General features: G+C 39.1%; 13 protein-coding genes. 11 read left to right on the top strand and 2 right to left on the bottom strand.

Going from position 1 to position 18,137, the window contains the following annotated elements; all coding sequences use genetic code 11:
- Positions 1-163: 163 nt before the first annotated feature.
- The 6 genes from AC1EU0_RS09935 to AC1EU0_RS09910 all read left to right on the top strand — a co-directional run bounded on the left by AC1EU0_RS09935 (position 164) and on the right by AC1EU0_RS09910 (position 8,296).
- Positions 164-589, top strand: a complete 426-nt coding sequence (locus AC1EU0_RS09935; protein WP_480302238.1) for a hypothetical protein — start codon at positions 164-166, stop codon at positions 587-589.
- Positions 590-662: 73 nt separating this feature from the next.
- On the top strand, positions 663-2,744 hold the full coding sequence (locus tag AC1EU0_RS09930; protein WP_480302237.1) for a hypothetical protein: 2,082 nt from the start codon (positions 663-665) through the stop codon (positions 2,742-2,744).
- Positions 2,745-3,069: 325 nt separating this feature from the next.
- On the top strand, positions 3,070-3,750 hold the full coding sequence (locus AC1EU0_RS09925; protein WP_480302236.1) for an ion channel: 681 nt from the start codon (positions 3,070-3,072) through the stop codon (positions 3,748-3,750).
- Positions 3,751-3,920: 170 nt separating this feature from the next.
- Entirely contained in the window at positions 3,921-4,805 is an 885-nt protein-coding gene (locus tag AC1EU0_RS09920; protein ID WP_480302235.1) for an efflux RND transporter periplasmic adaptor subunit, read from the top strand.
- Positions 4,806-4,877: 72 nt separating this feature from the next.
- The gene (locus AC1EU0_RS09915) at positions 4,878-5,120 is read left to right on the top strand and encodes a permuted SH3 domain-containing protein (protein WP_480302234.1); all 243 of its coding nucleotides are present in this window, start codon (positions 4,878-4,880) and stop codon (positions 5,118-5,120) included.
- 5 nt (positions 5,121-5,125) lie between these two features.
- Positions 5,126-8,296 (top strand): efflux RND transporter permease subunit, encoded by a 3,171-nt coding sequence (locus tag AC1EU0_RS09910; protein WP_480302233.1) that lies wholly within the window; start codon positions 5,126-5,128, stop codon positions 8,294-8,296.
- Between the two features lie 525 nt (positions 8,297-8,821).
- Here the strand turns inward: AC1EU0_RS09910 and AC1EU0_RS09905 are convergent.
- Entirely contained in the window at positions 8,822-9,727 is a 906-nt protein-coding gene (locus AC1EU0_RS09905; protein ID WP_480302229.1) for a LysR substrate-binding domain-containing protein, read from the bottom strand.
- Between the two features lie 80 nt (positions 9,728-9,807).
- On the opposite strand from AC1EU0_RS09905, the gene tnpA reads away from it, so the two are divergent.
- From tnpA to AC1EU0_RS09885, 4 genes are all read left to right on the top strand, one after another.
- The gene (gene tnpA / locus AC1EU0_RS09900) at positions 9,808-10,227 is read left to right on the top strand and encodes an IS200/IS605 family transposase (protein ID WP_480302319.1); all 420 of its coding nucleotides are present in this window, start codon (positions 9,808-9,810) and stop codon (positions 10,225-10,227) included.
- 354 nt (positions 10,228-10,581) lie between these two features.
- Complete coding sequence (locus AC1EU0_RS09895; protein WP_480302232.1) at positions 10,582-11,259, top strand: ion channel; 678 nt, start codon at positions 10,582-10,584, stop codon at positions 11,257-11,259.
- A gap of 133 nt (positions 11,260-11,392) precedes the next feature.
- Positions 11,393-12,457 (top strand): efflux RND transporter periplasmic adaptor subunit, encoded by a 1,065-nt coding sequence (locus AC1EU0_RS09890; protein ID WP_480302231.1) that lies wholly within the window; start codon positions 11,393-11,395, stop codon positions 12,455-12,457.
- 15 nt (positions 12,458-12,472) lie between these two features.
- Complete coding sequence (locus tag AC1EU0_RS09885; protein ID WP_480302230.1) at positions 12,473-15,532, top strand: efflux RND transporter permease subunit; 3,060 nt, start codon at positions 12,473-12,475, stop codon at positions 15,530-15,532.
- A gap of 71 nt (positions 15,533-15,603) precedes the next feature.
- Here the strand turns inward: AC1EU0_RS09885 and AC1EU0_RS09880 are convergent, their stop codons facing one another.
- Positions 15,604-16,509, bottom strand: a complete 906-nt coding sequence (locus tag AC1EU0_RS09880) for a LysR substrate-binding domain-containing protein (protein ID WP_480302229.1) — start codon at positions 16,507-16,509, stop codon at positions 15,604-15,606.
- Between the two features lie 207 nt (positions 16,510-16,716).
- Here AC1EU0_RS09880 and focA point away from each other — a divergent pair, with 207 nt between their 5' ends.
- Positions 16,717-18,126 carry a formate transporter FocA gene (focA, locus tag AC1EU0_RS09875; protein WP_480302228.1) on the top strand — a complete coding sequence of 470 codons (1,410 nt, stop codon included), beginning with the start codon at positions 16,717-16,719 and terminating at the stop codon, positions 18,124-18,126.
- Positions 18,127-18,137: the final 11 nt, after the last annotated feature.

Genomic DNA, 18,137 nt, shown 5'->3' with positions numbered 1-18,137 from the left:
AACATCATTTCGTAAAAGGCTTTACTTTAATAAATTCAATCAGTAACAAATTAATCAAGTTATGCGCTTAATTTTTGATGAATAGAGTTTAACTGGATTGTACATGCTCATGATGGTCAAATACTCATTATGATTATTGTCGAGATTTTTGAAGGTGTTAAGCATGGCGGCTTCACAATTTGTAGGGTTAGGTGTGGGAACACCTGTCGGTAGATATGACTCCCCAAAAAGTGAACTACCTGTATACAAAGATACTGATCCTGTCATTACATTTAGTCGCGAACGGTATAGGGATTTAAGATCGTTCGAGGGCAGTAGATCTTACACACGATTTAAACAGCACTTACTCTATGAGATAGGGGAGCTTGAATCTTTTTGTCGCCAAAAGGGCATATCGACATCTCCAAGTTTTGATACTTTTATAAATACATTCAAATATCATTTATTTGATAGACCTTTATTTGTTGATGGTGTAGAGCAAAAGATTGGTCCTGAAATATTGACTCAATTTCGAGAAAAAATGTACGGAAAAACCCGCCGAGAATTGCATTCTTTAATCTGTATTCTTCAAAAAAAAAAGTGTCATTAGTAGCGTACAAAAACGATCAATCGAAGATTTCATTGAAAGCATTGCGACCTGTTCGGGGGGCATTGAGCATACTTTGTCTGAGGCAATAAATTCATTTAATGAATCTAAACATACCCCTGAAGAAGTGCTAAGGATGGCAAGAGTGGGGATTATTAGGCAAGCCGCAATTGAGCACTTGTCTCAGGTAGTCAACCACCAAACATATCATACGGGGAACCACAGGCATCATGTAAACCGACTGTCTAACTCGGTAGCGGCTCAATACGATATACCCTTTTGTAAAGATGAAAGCATGGATCGCCAATTTCGACGGCAGTACCTACAAGGGTTTGAAGCTAGAGTGGAAAAGGCTGTAACTGTCGGAAATATTGTAACTTATTTAACAGGAAATTTTTTTGATAAATTTTGTGATTTACTAGAGAGTCGTGGTGTTCATAGAGAACATATCGAAGAGCTAAGTCCAAGTATACATGCTCAGTTAGATGAAAAAGTGTTCCATATCATTTCAGGGATTATGCCGAATGTGCGGATTTCATCATCCGTATTTTTTCGCACATTTGAAGTGTGGACCTTGGAAGGTATTAAAGTAAAATTGAATTCGTTAGTAAATGGAAATCCCTACCTTGATAATAATGAATCGATTGAAGCGTTTATGACAACAATAGAAAGCTGTTTACGGGCTAATGTATCTTTTCGTAGTTATAATTTTTTTCGATTAGAAGTGTTTTGTAGTGAACAGATTCGGCGTGGTGTTGAGCATGAAATTTCAAAGCCGATAGAAGCCCTTGCTGGAAAGGGATACACAGTTGCAGATCTGCTTACAAGTGATGACACCTCTAAATTATCGTTTCCTCAGCTTAGGTTAAATATTTCTCAAGCCATCACTTGTGGTTTTACTTTTAATAGAGGTATGGGTGCAAAATGCCTTGATCTTGATTTGCCCATTCGAATCATTAATGGAACAAAAATCCAGCAAGTTAATCTCAAAGGAGCTTATAGTTGTGGTTGCTTTTGGGTTGAAGACGAGTGCACTTCAAGAGCTGTGACTTTAAGAGACTTAGTTGCAGTGGACTTTTCCGATGAGCGTAGGCACGATGAAGTTTTAAAGTTATTTAAGCATGCGGCTGAAAATACATTTGCAGCTCAAGATTTTTATGATTTTATCACTAAAAATCTGCTTTCTATTGCTTACCAAAGACGAGTAATTACTCAATCATGGGTAATCATTCAAAACCAAATTAAAGAAAAGCCACATATATCGCCTAAAATTCAACAGTTTGTAGAAAGAGAACCACCCTCATGTCGATTGAGTACGTTACATGAGAAACTTAACCTGAGAGGCAACACTCAAAATGGGGAGATAGAGCGAAAGCTCATGCAATACATCAACCTTTCTACAGCTGAGCAAACTATTTGCAGAGAACAAATTCAGTCCTTGCCTGATTCCCTTTATTCTTATCAGCAAACAGCAGCCAATTTATACTTTCTATTTCAGTTGTTATTGGATTTGCTTAATAGTCAAAGCTTAGGTGCTGATTTCGTAATGAAGAGACTCCAATTATTAATAGAGAGTAATGATTTTTTGATGGTAAAGAGTTTCAAATATCCGACTGTAGTGCAAGGCAATAGAATGTGCTTAAATATTTTTGAAATTGCGATAACTTCTGGTTGGGAGAACATATATAAGTTGCTTCCTGAGCAACGTTATAAATGGGTCAATTCAGCTTCAGATGGTGTGGATGCAATGGGGGTTTTTCCTATTCACCTAAGTATTTTTTGTGCTGATGCAGCAAGCTATGACTTTCTGACAGAGGAGTGTAAAGTTGATCTCAATTCTCAAGATCACGATGGAAATTCTATTGCCCATTATATTTTTCAGCATCCAAATATCTCGGAAGTTACCAAACAATTCATTGTATATTCTGAAAGTGTGAATTTCTGGTTGAAGAACAAGCAAGGGATGACTCCGATCCAATTAGCTGAAAAGGTTGATAAGGTATTTTTAAATATCATAAAAACTAACTTTAAAGTAAGAGATCAGATGCTCCCCGCACCTAGTCAACATCCTGCACAAGGGAAAGCAGCTTATGGTCATGTTGTTGTATGCCCTCCTAATGTACCCGTAATTGCTAATAGCGGAAAGTTAGTTATTTAAATTTAGAGTCTTATTAGGAGCTGTTGATCTTTTGTGTTTATTTTTGCAGCGATAAATTGGATATCTTATGCAAGGCAGAGTTTATGCTGTGTGGTTGCTTACCGACAGACAAAACTGTTGTTACTACGTTTCACATAAATAAACGATAACGAAGCAGCTTTCCGTTTCAAAAGAAGTACCAATTTACACTGTCTTCGATGCTTTTGAGTACTTTCTACTCATAGAATTTGTAAAAATAAGACTTACCTCACATACATTTCAAAAGCTAATTCCTATATTGTTTTTAAATATCAGAACGATAAAAGATGGTTATCGTAAACCCCAAATGAATAAAACCACAAACGTTCATCAGCTTAATATCACTAAAGTAGGCCTACGGGGATTGTTAATCACTCTTTTACTGGTGATTGCAGTATTCCCCTTTTCGATTTACATGCCCTTTGCTGGTTACTTTCTGAGCATTAGTATGACCGTACTTTTATTGTTTGCGGTATACACAGTAAGCAATAATAAGCGCACTTTATGGATTGGCGTTTTTCTGGCGATTCCTACGTTTATCAGTAGTTGGGCTGTCGGAGGCTCAGAATCTAGCGTTGAATTTTCAATTAATTTGTTGACCAATATATTGTTCATCGGTTTTATTACTTTAGCGTTAATGGAGGCTGTATTCAAAGCGAAGAGAGTTACGGGTGATATCATTGCTGGAAGTGTTTGTATTTATTTATTGTTAGGTTTTTTGTGGAGTTTTATTTACATTCTTTGTGATCTCATCTTGCCTAACTCATTTATGATGAAACCGAATACGATAGAGTCTCAATATAATTATTTCTATTTTAGCTTCGTTACCCTGACATCGCTAGGCTATGGTGATATATCACCTAATAATCCTTTTTCAGAAACGTTCGCTATGCTAGAAGCGATTGTTGGGCAGATATATTTGACCGTTATGGTGGCTTGGCTGGTTGGGGTTCGTGTAAGTCAACAGCAGATAGACAAAACAAGATAACAGGTTGAGTTTAACGATTAAAAAAGCTTAGAATTGCGTCTCATATTTGTCATTTTAATAATAACTATATGGCATATTCAGTTGTTCAAATCTCTGCATGCCCAAATCAAATACCTCTCGGAGAAACTAAATTGATTCATAAAGCCATATCCAACATAGTGAGTAGAAAAATGGCGATTGCTATTTTGCTATGCTCACCACTATTTGCAGCTCCTACAATGGCAAAAGATTCTAAAGCAGTTGTTGTTGAAGCTTATACTATGAAGAAGGCTGATATTAGCCAGTATCAGTATGCTCAAGGCACAATTAAGTCTGTACGTCGTGAGTATCTTGTATTTCAAAACTCTGGGCGTGTTGCCTTCATTAAAACCTTCGAAAATGGTGAAATTCTCCAAGAAGGCGATTATGTAAAGGGGCCATCAAAAACGATTAAAAAAGGTGAACTTCTCGCTGAGCTTGACCATAGAAAAAGTAGTCAACAAATCAAAAGTGCTCGAGCTCAACTTGATTCTGCAAGAATTAAGTTAAGACAAGCTAAAAAAGCGTATGCACGTGGGAAAGAGCTTAAACAGCGAAATGTGATTGGTGCTCAAAAATATGAACAATACGAAGCTGACTACCAACAAGCATTAGTTGGCGTACGTCAGGCTGAGGCAGATCTAGATAGATTAGAAGTAGGGTTAGACGATAGCCAGATACGTGCGCCTTTTGATGGGCAAATCGCTTTCATCAATATTCGTGAAGGTGACTACATTACTCCACAACAGTTTGATACGACGAATCAAGACTCTGCTGCTCGAACCGCTCCAATCGTACTGATTGATCCAAAGAACTTCCAAGTAGAAGTAAACTTGCCTTTATTCACTGGTCGCTATGTTAAGAAAGGTCAACCAGCTTACATTATCGACCAAGAAACCCTAGCTAAGTTGCAAGTTGTTGGTGAAAAAAATTACCGTTCGTTATCTGATCAGTTCGTACCAGCTCAAGTATTATCGGTAAGTCCAGCCGTTAACCCTAAAGATCGTTCTATCCGAGCACGAATTCGAAGTACTTAGGTAACTAAGCCGCTGCTTAATGGTGACTTTGTTACTGTTTGGATTGCCGTCGCACAAAAGCAAAATACGCTTGTGTTACCAATGAATGCATTGGTCAATCTTGGCAATAAAAGTTTCACTTACGTTATTGATGCTAACAATGAAGTCCATAAGCGTCAGTTAAAACTTGGTATTTTGGGAACTGAAGGCGTTGAAGTTGTTTCTGGCCTTAACGTTGGCGATCGTGTTGTAACTCGCGGTAAAGCGCGAATGAGTGACGGAATGAAAGTGAAAATTGCCAAAACTGAGCAATTGTCTGAATCTAACGAAGGGTAGTAAAAATGAGTAGCCAAGAACAGTCCAAGGCACCCTCGTTTTTTCAGCGCTTCTTTTTCTTAAAAACGACGTTTGCCAAATTATTATTACTGATCATCATTGTTGGGGGCTGGTTATCAGCTTCCAATATGGTCAAAGAATCTCAACCTGATTTAGAAATTGCATCAGCAACAGTTACTACCACATGGGCGGGTGGTGATGCACAAAGCATTGAACAAACGGTTACTAATAAGCTTGAGAAAGAATTAAAAACCCTTAAAGGTTTAAAAACCATTCAAAGTGGTTCTTTCACAGGTTACTCAGTGATCAATGTTGAATTTAAATCCAATGTTGATGCCAAAGATGCTATTACACGTTTACGTGGCAAAGTAAGCGCTGCTGAAGGTGAGTTACCAAAGGAAGCCGATAAACCTAAAGTTGTTCAAGCAAGTATTAGCGATAAGCCAATCTTTAGTATCCGTTTGCATGGGGATAAACCGCTTGCTGAACTAACGCGCTTAGCAAAAATTATCAAACATCAGTTCGAACGCGTTTCGGGTGTCAACAAAACCCAAATTACAGGTGATCGTGATGACATCGTTATGGTGCGGTTGATTGGCTCACGTTTGAATGCGCTTGGCATTTCTCCTGTAGATGTTCGTAATGCACTACAAGCGGCTAACTTGGATATGCCATGGGGGCGTTTTGACGGTGAACAAATTGGCGCGACGTTCCGTATTGCGGGACGATTTAGAAGTGTCGAGCAATTACAAGATCTACCAATTAAGCGTTTTGAGCAAAATCGTGTCGTTCTTTTAAAAGAAGTTGCAGAAGTAAAAAGAACACAAGCTGAAGAAAGAACCCGTACATTCTTTAGTACTGGTGGCAAAGATTTCACTCGTGCCGTTGGGGTGTCAATCACTAAGCAACCCGGGACGGATGCGATTGAAATTATCAATGAAACCAAACAAGTTCTTGAAGACCTAAAAACCAGCCCTGAATGGCCCAAAGGTGTTGATGCTTCAATTGTTGTTGATGAGTCAACCAATATTCATCGTGACTTGATGAACGTATTCAACAATGGTTGGCAATCGGTTATTGCTGTATTTGTTGTACTTTTGATTAGCTTAACCTGGCGTGAAGCGTTAATTGCTGGACTTGCAATCCCTGTCTCTTTTGCGGGTGGTTTAATCATCATTGCTGGTTTTGGTTATTCTCTAAACCAGATTGTGATTGTTGGTATGGTTATCGCGCTGGGTTTACTCGTGGATGTATTTATCATGATGATGGAAGGCATGCACGACAATATGTTTGTGAAGGGAAAAAATTTCGGGCAATCTGCACTAGCGACAGTTAAAACCTACGGAATACCGGCATTAACAGGACAATTAACCACAATTCTCGCAATGGCGCCATTACTTGGTATTTCTGGCATCGTTGGTAAATATATCAGTTCAATGCCGATGACTGCAATTGCATGTTTGATTGCTTCTTACGTTGTTGCATTGTTACTTTGCGTACCGTTATCAAAATATTTGCTGCCCAAAGCGGGGACTAAGCTTCAAAAGACCAAAGTTGATGTTATTACTGAGACATACAGCGCTAAGCTAGCGAATTTATTAGAAAGACGTTTCTTGGGTTCGAGAAAAATCGCACTAACTTGGATTGGGATTGCTGTTACTGCTTTCATTGCAAGTGTGGTGGCTTTGAGTACCTTACCTTCAGAAATGATGCCTAAAGCTGATGGCCGTAATATGGGTATTTTGGTTGAGATGGCCCCAACAACTTCTTTACTCGAAGCTCAACAATGTGCCAGGGCTGTAGGTGATAAACTAAGAAAGCAGCCTTATTTTGAAAGTGTAACTCAAAATGTAGGACAAAAGAGTCAGTTTAGTATGACTTCACCATCCGATCAGTTATTACCTTCTAAATCTCTTGGTTTTGTTGGGTTTACCACTATTTTTGTACCTAAGAATGAGCGTGAAAAGTTAGCTTATCAGTATGTACCAGAGATCAGTAAAGCGATTGATAGTGCGATTGATGTGTGCCCTGGAGGTAAAGTATTAATTACACCTGAATTAGGGGGTGCAGGTTCGGAGTCGCCCGTTCAAATTCAAATTGAAGGTGATAATATGGTTGAGCTGAGAACCATAGCGAACCAAGTCATCGAAGATTTGAAGACTATCAAAGGTGCAACTAACGTCCGTCATAACTTAGGTTTGCCAAATATCGAATTTAAAGCGACACCGAAAATGGAAGCTTTAAATTTTTATGGCATTAGTCTAGAAGATTTAGCTAACCAAACTCGCTTGTTAATGACTAGCGATAAGGTGGGTAAATTCGTATTGGGCGGCATTAAAGAAGATATTGATATTTTGATGGGTTACTCATGGCCGAGTCGAAATGGCGAAATTGGTGGGCCGACAAGCTTGTACGAAACCAACTTAATGAATATCACTTTACCTGATGGCCGAAGTGTGCCGCTATCTGAGTTGATCAATATTGAGCTTCGAGAATCTGCCACAGCGATTTTACATAAAGACAGTAAACGTACGGTTACCGTCCTTGCAGATACGGATAACAGAACGGCGAGTGAAATCAATGCTGATTTAGAGTCGATTTTACAGACGCAAATGAAATCTTGGCCAGTAGGTTATAAATACCGTTATGGCGGTGAAGCAGAAAGCAGTAAAGAAGTATTCGGCTCTGCTGGTGTGATGATGGTGCTTGCTCTGTTCTTGGTTTTTGCATTGCTTGTATTGCAATTTGATAGCTTTAAACAACCGGGAATTGTAATGGCTGTAATTCCACTTGCATTAACAGGCACTTTCTTTGGTTTCTACTTACTAAGCATGCCGTTCTCATTTATGGCAATGGTGGGAATTATTGCTTTGATCGGTATCGTAGTTAATGACTCAATCGTAATGATTGACACCATGAATACCTATCGTAAAAATGGCATGTCAGGACTTGAAGCATCAGCAAGAGGTGCAGCAGATAGATTACGTCCAATTTTAACCACATCACTAACAACCATTGCAGGTATGGTTACTTTAGCAATTGGTCAAGAAATGTGGTTACCGCTTTCTTGGGCAATCATCAGCGGCTTGACCTTATCTACTGTCTTGGCCTTGTTCATCGTACCTTGTTTGTATTTCGTCATTCCAAGCGATACTTCTGAGGAAGAAGCTGTTTAAGTGAATGCTAATATCTCATTTCCCCGCCGCAAGCAGCGGGGTATCGTTAGCATTATCGTCACTCCTGAGTATGCAGGAGTCCAGTGACTTTCATTTCTTAACAAAAAGTCACTGGATACCTGCCTTCGCAGGTATGACAAAACCAAAACATTACAAATTCGTTCGCCTCTAGAGGCAGGGTATCAAACCCAAGGTGATTAAATGAAGTCCACCGCTACAATGCGGTGGACAATTTAACCTAAAAACATCAGTTCAACGCTAAGCTAGGTATTAACCTTATCAAAGATAAAGAAATGTCTTTTTTGTTGGTTCACCCATTAGGTGAATCACTTCACGCTCACTGGCTTGCTAAAATCACCCCTAACGGCGTTGAGGCTTTTGCAAGTAGCACAACTACTTGCTACAAGTTTCGCCTTGTTATCAACAAACAAAGTAACAACAGCTTTGTTTGTCGCAATTTTATCTAAGCCTGAGAATGTGCCCAACTGATATTTTTAGGTTTAAGCCATATTACACACATTTGAATTATAGAATTGTTGGTTTACCTTTCATCATTTTAATTCCTTCCCTTTTTATACATTCGATGAGTGGATTTTCAGTCATATCTTTACGCCAGATAAATGAAAGGGTTCTTACCATGTTAAGTTCAGGGACATTAAGCGCTACTAGATGACCACTTTCAATAAAGCGTTCAACGTCAAGATATGGTAAACAGCTTAAATATGACCCACGTTCCACCATACTTCGAATAACCGGCACGTGTTCGTATTCCTTCCAGACATTCAAGTTTTCAAGTTTGTGATGAATAGAACTATCAAATGTTTTTCTAGTTCCACTGCCATGCTCTCTTAAAACCCATTTAGCCTGTTCGAGTTGTGCCATTGTGACGCTATCTTGTTTTGCATAAGGGTGATGTGCAGAAGCGATAACAATCAAATGATCTTGACACCAGGTTTTTTGATTGAGCCTGTTGTCATCACAGCGTCCCTCGATGATACCCAAATCAAAGTTATAGTTAACGATATCGTTAATTACGTTATCACTACTTTTCACATTTAAAGAGATCCGTAACTCAGGAAAAGCGTTATCAATAATACTTATGAGTTCAGGCACTAAATGTTCGGCGGGCGTTTGACTGGCACACAGGTTTATTTGGCCACAGAGTAAATGCTGATCTTGAATCCCCATTTCGATCTGTTCTGCATCTTGCAGTAATCTTTTGGCTTTAGGCCTTAACCATACTCCCCAATGTGTAAGAGCCATGAGCTTTCCTTGTCTCTCAAACAGTGGGTGTCCAAGCATTTTTTCTAACTGAGCCAGTGACATGCTTGTTGCCGATTGCGTTAATGCCAACTTATCTGCCGCTTGGCTGACACTTCCGAACTCAGCAACGGCATTAAACACTGCAAGTTGTTTTAATGAATAACGCATCTTAATCCTAATATTCTGTTATTTCTGGATTTTTCTATTTTCCTTATATGCTCTAACAACTGCAAAACCACTATCAATTTATTGAAAAATTATCGCACGTTTTATGGCATTACCAATATCATATTGTATGGGTTCCTAAGTATCGATTTAGAATACTTAAAGGGCAGGTAGCACATGAAGTGTTCAACTGCATTCAGATATATTGTGGTAGGTTAGATTGCCAAGTAGTCGAGCTGAATGTTCAAGAAGATCATGTTCACCTTTTAGTAAAAGTACCACCTAAATGCTCGGTATCAGACTTACTTGGAGCAGTGAAGGGTAGAACAGCGATAAGGATTTTTAAACAGTTCCCATACTTACGAAAGAAGCCCTATTGGGGTAATCACTTTTGGGCTAAGGGCTACTGTGTAGAAACCGTAGGTATAGATGCAGAAATGATAAGAAAGTACGTCAAATATCAGGAAAAGCTTGAAAACCGACAAGAAGGTTTTGATTCTTAATTCGTAAACTATCGGGGACAACAGCTTGTCTTCTATGAGGGTAAGCACCTCCTTATTAGGGGGCAAAAGCAAAGCCACCTTCTAAGAAGGTGGATTCTTTAACTGTTAAGTTCAAAAGCGATATACAAATTGTCAAATTTTGCGTTATCTTTTACTCGAAGGACAGTGCTCATAATATTACCCCTGTGTGATGATAACTAAAGGGTAGTTGAGTTACTGTCCTTCATAGTTTCTAGTAGTGCTCCTCGAACTAACTTGTTCAGAGATTCTTTAAAAGTAAGATTTGTCTCGAATATGCTTCAGCGTGTAATCTTTTATAATCATGAACTGAAAGCAAGATTACAATTACCCATAATGAATAACTCTAAATCAATTGAGCAACCCAATATCACTCGCCTAGGTCTAAGGGGCTTATTAATATCAATTTTAGTGATGATTGCTCTCATTCCATTTTCTAGTTTTTTACCGTTTTCTGGTTATTTTATTAGTTTCTGCATGAGTGTATTTTTACTGTTTTCAGTGTATACCGTAAGTCAAGAAAAACGCTCTCTTTGGATTGGGATATTTTTAGCTGTTCCAACGTTTATCAGTAGTTGGGCCTTGAATATAACTAATAATCCAACAACAGTATTAGTTGATAACATAACCAATATTTTGTTTGTTGGCTTCATAACTCTAGTATTGATGCAGGCCGTTTTTAAAGCGAAAAGAATTACCGGAGATATTATTGCTGGGAGCATCTGCATCTATTTACTGCTTGGTTTTCTATGGAGTTTTATCTATATCCTGTGTGACCTTATTTTACCTAACTCGTTTTCGATGAGTGTTGATACGGTTGAGTCTCAATTTAATTATTTTTATTTTAGTTTCGTAACTCTGACATCGTTGGGATATGGCGATATCTCTCCAACAAACGTATTTTCTGAAACATTTGCAATGCTAGAGGCCATTGTCGGACAAATCTATTTAACCGTAATGGTGGCGTGGCTGGTAGGGGTCCATGTTAGTCAACAGGGAGTCATCAAAGAGTAGGTTTTCCCCCAAAATTCGATATGCCTTCTCTCAATGCATAAGAAAAATAAATACTTTTCTTTTAATAAAGGTTTACAGTTTTATATTCATTTGTTCAAATATAAGAAAAACATGATAAATCAGGTAACTCGCTATGAAGCTAGATATTTACCGTTATGCGCTCCTTCCTTTAATTCTTTCTGTTCTGCTCTCTGGTTGTGGTAAGCAACCTGAGCAGAATCAGATTGCTGAAGTCTCAAGACCAGTTCAAGTTTATACTGTTAAAGAAGCCTCTAATCAGCAAAGCTGGACATTTCCTGCAACCATTTCAGCCTATAAATCAACCGAGCTAGCGTTTAACTCTGGTGGCAAACTGACCAGCTTTAATGTCACTAAAGGTGAGGAAGTTAAAAAAGGGCAGTTATTGGCAGGTATTGATGATAGAGATTTTCAGCTCAAATTAAATTCCGCTAAAGCTAGCTTTCAGACGGCCAAACTCAGTTATGAACGTGGTAAAAAATTAGTTAAGAAAAATATCATATCCCGCAGTGACTTTGACACTTTAGAGTCACAGTTTAAAGTTGCTCAATCTCAGTATGACAGTGCAAAAAAAGCATTAAAAGATACTAAGATTTATGCGCCTTATGATGGACTTATTGCAAGTAAACAAGCTGCCAATCATGACAATGTAGGTGGTGGTCAAACGGTGTTATCGTTAATCGATGCGAGTAAGTTTAGTGCAGATTTTGATATTCCACCGGCAAGACTGAATTACATAAATGAGAACCATCCTGATGCAGTTTATGTGGTATTTAAACAGTTTGATAATGCAAAAGCGGCAGCGGATTTTAAAGAGATTTCTTTGTTACCGAGTAAATCGTCGCAATCATATCAAGTGACCATGTCGTTTACGCCACCTAAAGATGTAGTGGTTTTACCGGGAATGAGCGCCGAAGTTCAAATTGACAATAAACTCAATGCGCAGCAATTAGATCTATTGATCCCAATCAAAGCGGTGCTCAGCATTGGTAATGATAAATTTGTCTGGAAGGTTGATCCGAAAACCATGACAACAATAAAAATACCAGTGAGTATCAAACAAGGTATCGGTGAATTTGTTGCAGTTAAAGCTGGCGTAAATACCGGCGATCAAATCATTACCAGTGGTGTTTCTCAAGCCGTTGAAGGAATGAAAGTTTCTATTTGGCAACCAAAATAATCGCAGGACAATGACATGAATATCGCAGAATTATCGATTCGCAATAAGGTCATTTGTACGCTTGCGATCATTATCACCTTAATCACGGGCTGGAATGCGTTCAAAACCATGGTGCGCTTAGAAGACCCTGAGTTCACCATTCGTCAAGCGCAAGTGATTACTTATTACCCCGGGGCGACGGCTAAACAAGTAGCACAGGAAGTCACTGATCCTATTGAAACGGCCATTCAGCAAATGGCCGAAGTCAAAACGATTCAATCAGTTTCTAGTCCTGGAAAGTCAGAAATTTCGGTAGAAATAAAATATAAGTTTTCTAAAAATAAACAACAACTGCAATCCATGTGGAGCAAGTTGCGCAACAAAGTGGACGATGCTAAATCCAAGTTGCCTCCAGGAGTTAGTTCGCCTTATGTGGCGGATGATTTCGGTGACTTATTTGGCATGTACTACTTTGTCTATGGTGACGATTACTCCATTCAAGAACTTAGGGATTATACCAAGACACTGAGAGACCAATTATTACAAGTTCCTGGTGTTGCGAGAGTTGGGTTAACTGGTGAATCTCAGCCAGCCATTTATATTGCTATTTCTCGTGCCAAAACCTTGGCTTTAGGTGTGTCATTAAATCAAATATATCAAAGCTTAAAACAACGCAATTTGATTGTTGATGCAGGCAATACTCGTGTCGGTGATCTCAGAATGACCATTACACCTTCGGGCGGCGTGGATTCTGTAACCGACATAAAAAACACGTTAATTAGTACATCTCAAGCTGGAAACCTTGTTCATTTAAGTGATATCGCTACTGTGACTCGTGGCGAGAAAACACCGGCAGAAAAATACGTTTATTTTAACGGTCAACGTGCAATTGGCATTGGCATCTCTGCTGCCAGTGGTGAAAATGTGGTTAAACTCGGTGAGCGGGTGACTCAAAAATTAACTGAGTCGGTGAATACTCGTCCGTTGGGTATCGAGATAGGCAAGTTTTATCAACAAGGTGAAGAAGTAAAAGCATCTATCGATAACTTTGTTTCTAACGTGATTGCCGCTTTGGCTATTGTTATTGTTACGCTTCTTATCTTTATGGGGTTACGGTCGGCAATAGTCATAGGTGCCATTCTGATCCTCACTATTTCAGCCACTCTGGCGGTGATGGATATCAGTGGCATTCCAATGCATCGAATCTCGTTAGGGGCGTTAATTATTGCGTTAGGGATGATGGTAGATAACGCCATTGTTGTTGCCGAAGGTATGCTGATTAGTATTAGCAAAGGCGAGAATAAACTGGCCGCTGCAAAGCGAATTGTTGGACAAACTATCTGGCCATTATTGGGTGGTACGCTGGTAGGGTGTTTGGCTTTTGCACCGATTGGATTTGCACCGGGCAGTACGGCTGAATTTACCGGAAGCTTGTTCTGGGTGATCTTTATTTCACTCATGTTTAGCTGGGTATTTGCCGTAACGCTAACACCGCTTTTCTGTCATGAACTATTCAAAGCTAAAGTAATAGGGAATGGTGAGGTACAAGAAAGTAAACTGACTCAAGGCTACAAAGGCTTTATTCGAACAGCAGTAAGACATCGCTGGAAAGTAGTAACTTTAACAGTCAGTTTATTTTTGGCTGCGGGTTACGGCTTTAGCTTTGTGAAGAGTGGTTTCTTTCCTGCATCTACAACGCCACAAATTGTAGTCGATTTTTGGTTGCCAGAAGGGACAGACATCAGTGATACCAAGTCACAAATGGGCAAGCTTGAGCAGTATTTACAAAAATTGAAGCATGTCAAAACAGTAGAAAGTTCTGTTGGTAGCGGTGGATTGAGATACATGTTGGTGTACTCACCACAGTCGCCGAATTCATCATATGGTCAAGCGTTGGTTATTGTGGATGATTATAAGCAAATTGATCATTTGATCCCAACGATTCAGCAGCATATTAACGATGAGTATCCAGCTGCACAATCAAAAGTCTGGCGTTTTCAACTTGGGCCTGGTGGTGGTTCTAAAATTGAAGTGGAGTTCAGTGGTCCTAACCCAGAAGTACTTCGAGATTTGGCGAACCAAGCTAAGGCAATTATGCATGAAAATGGTGAAGCTATTTCGATCAAAGATGATTGGCGCCAGCAAGTGGCGGCTATCGAGCCTATGTTTTCGGAGCAAAAAGCCAGTCAAGTTGGGATAACTCGCCAAGATATTGCAATGGCGCTGAAGCAAGTCTATACCGGACGTGATATTGGTGTTTACCGAGAAGGCAATCAACTTATACCGCTTATTGCTATCGCACCGGATTCTGAGAAGGTCGATATTCACTCGATTGGTCAAACACAGGTGGTCAGTAGTGCAACGGGTGCTGTTGTGAGTCTTGATTCTGTGGTTAATGGCTATAAAACCGTATGGCGTGATAACTTAATGCGTCGTGAAAATCGTAGCTGGATGATAAAAGCGCAAGCGGATCCGAAGCAGGGAGTATTAGCCTCTGAGCTTAGATTAAGTCTACTGCCTAAAATTGAAGCGATTAAATTGCCTGTTGGCTACAAAATGGAATGGGGAGGTGAGTATAAAGATTCAAAAGAATCAAACGATAACCTTGCTAGTACCTTACCACTTGGTTTAGCTTCCATGGTGTTAGTTGTGTTCTTATTATTTGGAACCGTTAGGCAACCAGTGCTTATTTGGTTAGTGGTTCCACTGGCGATAATAGGTGTTGTTATTGGCTTACTTGTGACTGGCTTGCCGATGGAGTTTATGGCAATCCTAGGTTTGTTATCCCTTTCTGGTCTTTTAATCAAAAATGCCATTGTTTTGGTGGATCAAATTGATTTAGAAATCAAAGAAGGAAAACCAAGACTTGATGCAATCGTCGATGCGGCGACTAGCCGTGTAAGACCTGTGTCTATGGGCGCTTTGACGACTGTATTGGGTATCATTCCATTGTTTTATGATGCCTTCTTTAAGGCAATGTCAGTTGTGCTTGGTTTTGGGTTAACTTTTGCAACGATATTGACTTTAGTCATCGTGCCTGTTTTCTATAGTATTTTCTTTAATGTGAAGAATGACGAAAGCAAGTTAGAAGTGTAGACAATATTGATTGAAGTGATGTTCATGCGAGCATCACTTCATTATTATGGTCAGTTACACGGATATTTGAATTATAGAATTGTTGGTTTACCTTTCATCATTTTAATTCCTTCCCTTTTTATACATTCGATGAGTGGATTTTCAGTCATATCTTTACGCCAGATAAATGAGAGGGTTCTTACCATATTAAGTTCAGGAACATTAAGCGCCACTAGATGACCACTTTCAATAAAGCGTTCAACGTCAAGATATGGTAAACAGCTTAAATATGACCCACGTTCCACCATACTTCGAATAACCGGCACGTGTTCGTATTCCTTCCAGACATTCAAGTTTTCAAGTTTGTGATGAATAGAACTATCAAATGTTTTTCTGGTTCCACTGCCATGCTCTCTTAAAACCCATTTAGCCTGTTCAAGTTGTGCCATTGTGACGCTATCTTGTTTTGCATAAGGGTGATGTGCAGAAGCGATAACAATCAAATGATCTTGACACCAGGTTTTTTGATTGAGCCTGTTGTCATCACAGCGTCCCTCGATGATACCCAAATCAAAGTTATAGTTAACGATATCGTTAATTACGTTATCACTACTTTTCACATTTAAAGAGATCCGTAACTCAGGAAAAGCGTTATCAATAATACTTATGAGTTCAGGTACTAAATGTTCGGCGGGCGTTTGACTGGCACACAGGTTTATTTGGCCACAGAGTAAATGCTGATCTTGAATCCCCATTTCGATCTGTTCTGCATCTTGTAGTAATCTTTTGGCTTTAGGCCTTAACCATACTCCCCAATGTGTAAGAGCCATGAGCTTTCCTTGTCTCTCAAACAGTGGGTGTCCAAGCATTTTTTCTAACTGAGCCAGTGACATGCTTGTTGCCGATTGCGTTAATGCCAACTTATCTGCCGCTTGGCTGACACTTCCGAACTCAGCAACGGCATTAAACACTGCAAGTTGTTTTAATGAATAACGCATCTTAATCCTAATATTCTGTTATTTCTGGATTTTTCTATTTTCCTTATATGCTCTAACAACTGCAAAACCACTATCAATTTATTTGATATCCCTCGTAAAAATTACCCATTTTACTATCAAGCAAGGGCTAATCATTATGACCAGCTTAAGAAATACTTTTCATTAAATAGGAGAAAAGAAAAATGAAATTTTTAGGTAGGAGTATTGATGCGTCAGTCTTTTCAGAGTCATAGCGATTTTACTCCGACTCAACTGCTACACGAAGCCGAAATATATGCTTTAAGTAAAGTAAATAAAAACAAAAAGACCACGCTTAGTCTGGCTGTCATGGCTGGTGTATTTATTGGTCTTGCTTTTATGTTTTACATAACGATTACGACGGGGAGTTCTGAAGTCAGTTGGGGCTTTAATCGTTTAATTGGCGGCATAGTATTCAGCATGGGACTAATTTTAACTGTTGTGTGTGGAGGCGAGTTGTTTACCAGTTCAGTGCTTTCAAGCATTCTCTGGGCAAAAAAGAAAATAGCGTTAACCCAAATGTTGTCTTACTGGTGTCGAGTTTATTTAGGCAATTTCTGTGGCGCTTTAGTACTTGTGCTCTTGGTTTTTGCTGCTGGCCTATACCAATTGGACAAGGGGAATTGGGGGTTAAATGCACTTGCTATTGCACAACATAAGCTAGAGCACTCTGTATTTGAGGCATTTGCTTTAGGTGTTTTATGCAACGTAATGGTGTGCTTGGCCGTTTGGCTAACCTTCAGCAGTCGAAATGTCCTCACTAAATCGGTGTTGATGATCTTACCTGTTGCAATGTTTGTATCCAGTGGTTTTGAACACTGCGTTGCTAATATGTTTCTGATCTCATTTGGAATTCTCATTTACAACTTTGCACCAGACAGTTACTGGCTAGAACTGGGCATTCAAGCAAGCCAATTCTCACATTTGACCATACAGCAGTTTTTCATATCCAACTTAATACCCGTCACATTGGGAAATATTGTCGGTGGAGCGATCTTTATTGGGTTGGGGAATTACTACGTTTATGGAAACCAAATAACGGACAACGATTCTCACGCAGATCCTGCACTCACCAACTCACTTCAAAACAATATGGATAATAAAATGAATATCAACTTAACAACTAAAAATATTATGGATACCAATCCGTTAACATTAAATTCTAAGATGAAGGTTTCAGAAGCAATTGATAAGCTTATATCGTGTAATGAATATGGAGCAGCCGTTTGTGATGAACATGGCAAGTTAATAGGCTTCTTTTCTACACATGATGTTATGGTTGATTTTTGGGGCGAGGATTATTTACCAAACAGAGAATCAGTAGTTGAAGAACTTATGTCGAAAGATGTAATTTCTGTTGGTATGAATGATCGATTAACCGATGTTTGGGAGTACCTGTGTATTGATAAATCTCAACTTTATCCTGTAACTGCCTCAGGAATAGCTACGTCACTCAATTCTCTGTCTGTAAAGGAAAAAGCAAAGAATATGAGAGTGAGCAGACCGCATGTGCTTCCCGTTGTCCATAATGAGCAACTGGTTGGGGTTTTGACCCGCAACTGTTTTCTTAAATCTCTTAGTAATACTTATGGTAATTAATTCTCTCTGAA

The organism is Parashewanella sp. 2210YD4-3 (genome assembly GCF_056591735.1).
The sequence above is the reverse complement of the archived record's forward strand: the minus strand, read 5'-3'. Positions and strand labels throughout refer to the sequence as shown.

What these genes read in the sequence shown, in the direction of transcription:
- AC1EU0_RS09935 (WP_480302238.1), top strand. Translation starts at nt 164, where the DNA reads ATGGCGGCTTCACAATTTGTAGGGTTAGGTGTGGGAACACCTGTCGGT.
- AC1EU0_RS09925 (WP_480302236.1), top strand. Translation starts at nt 3,070, where the DNA reads ATGAATAAAACCACAAACGTTCATCAGCTTAATATCACTAAAGTAGGC.
- AC1EU0_RS09920 (WP_480302235.1), top strand. Translation starts at nt 3,921, where the DNA reads ATGGCGATTGCTATTTTGCTATGCTCACCACTATTTGCAGCTCCTACA.
- AC1EU0_RS09910 (WP_480302233.1), top strand. Translation starts at nt 5,126, where the DNA reads ATGAGTAGCCAAGAACAGTCCAAGGCACCCTCGTTTTTTCAGCGCTTC.
- AC1EU0_RS09905 (WP_480302229.1), bottom strand. Translation starts at nt 9,727, where the DNA reads ATGCGTTATTCATTAAAACAACTTGCAGTGTTTAATGCCGTTGCTGAG.
- AC1EU0_RS09895 (WP_480302232.1), top strand. Translation starts at nt 10,582, where the DNA reads ATGAATAACTCTAAATCAATTGAGCAACCCAATATCACTCGCCTAGGT.
- AC1EU0_RS09890 (WP_480302231.1), top strand. Translation starts at nt 11,393, where the DNA reads ATGAAGCTAGATATTTACCGTTATGCGCTCCTTCCTTTAATTCTTTCT.
- AC1EU0_RS09885 (WP_480302230.1), top strand. Translation starts at nt 12,473, where the DNA reads ATGAATATCGCAGAATTATCGATTCGCAATAAGGTCATTTGTACGCTT.
- AC1EU0_RS09880 (WP_480302229.1), bottom strand. Translation starts at nt 16,509, where the DNA reads ATGCGTTATTCATTAAAACAACTTGCAGTGTTTAATGCCGTTGCTGAG.
- focA (WP_480302228.1), top strand. Translation starts at nt 16,717, where the DNA reads ATGCGTCAGTCTTTTCAGAGTCATAGCGATTTTACTCCGACTCAACTG.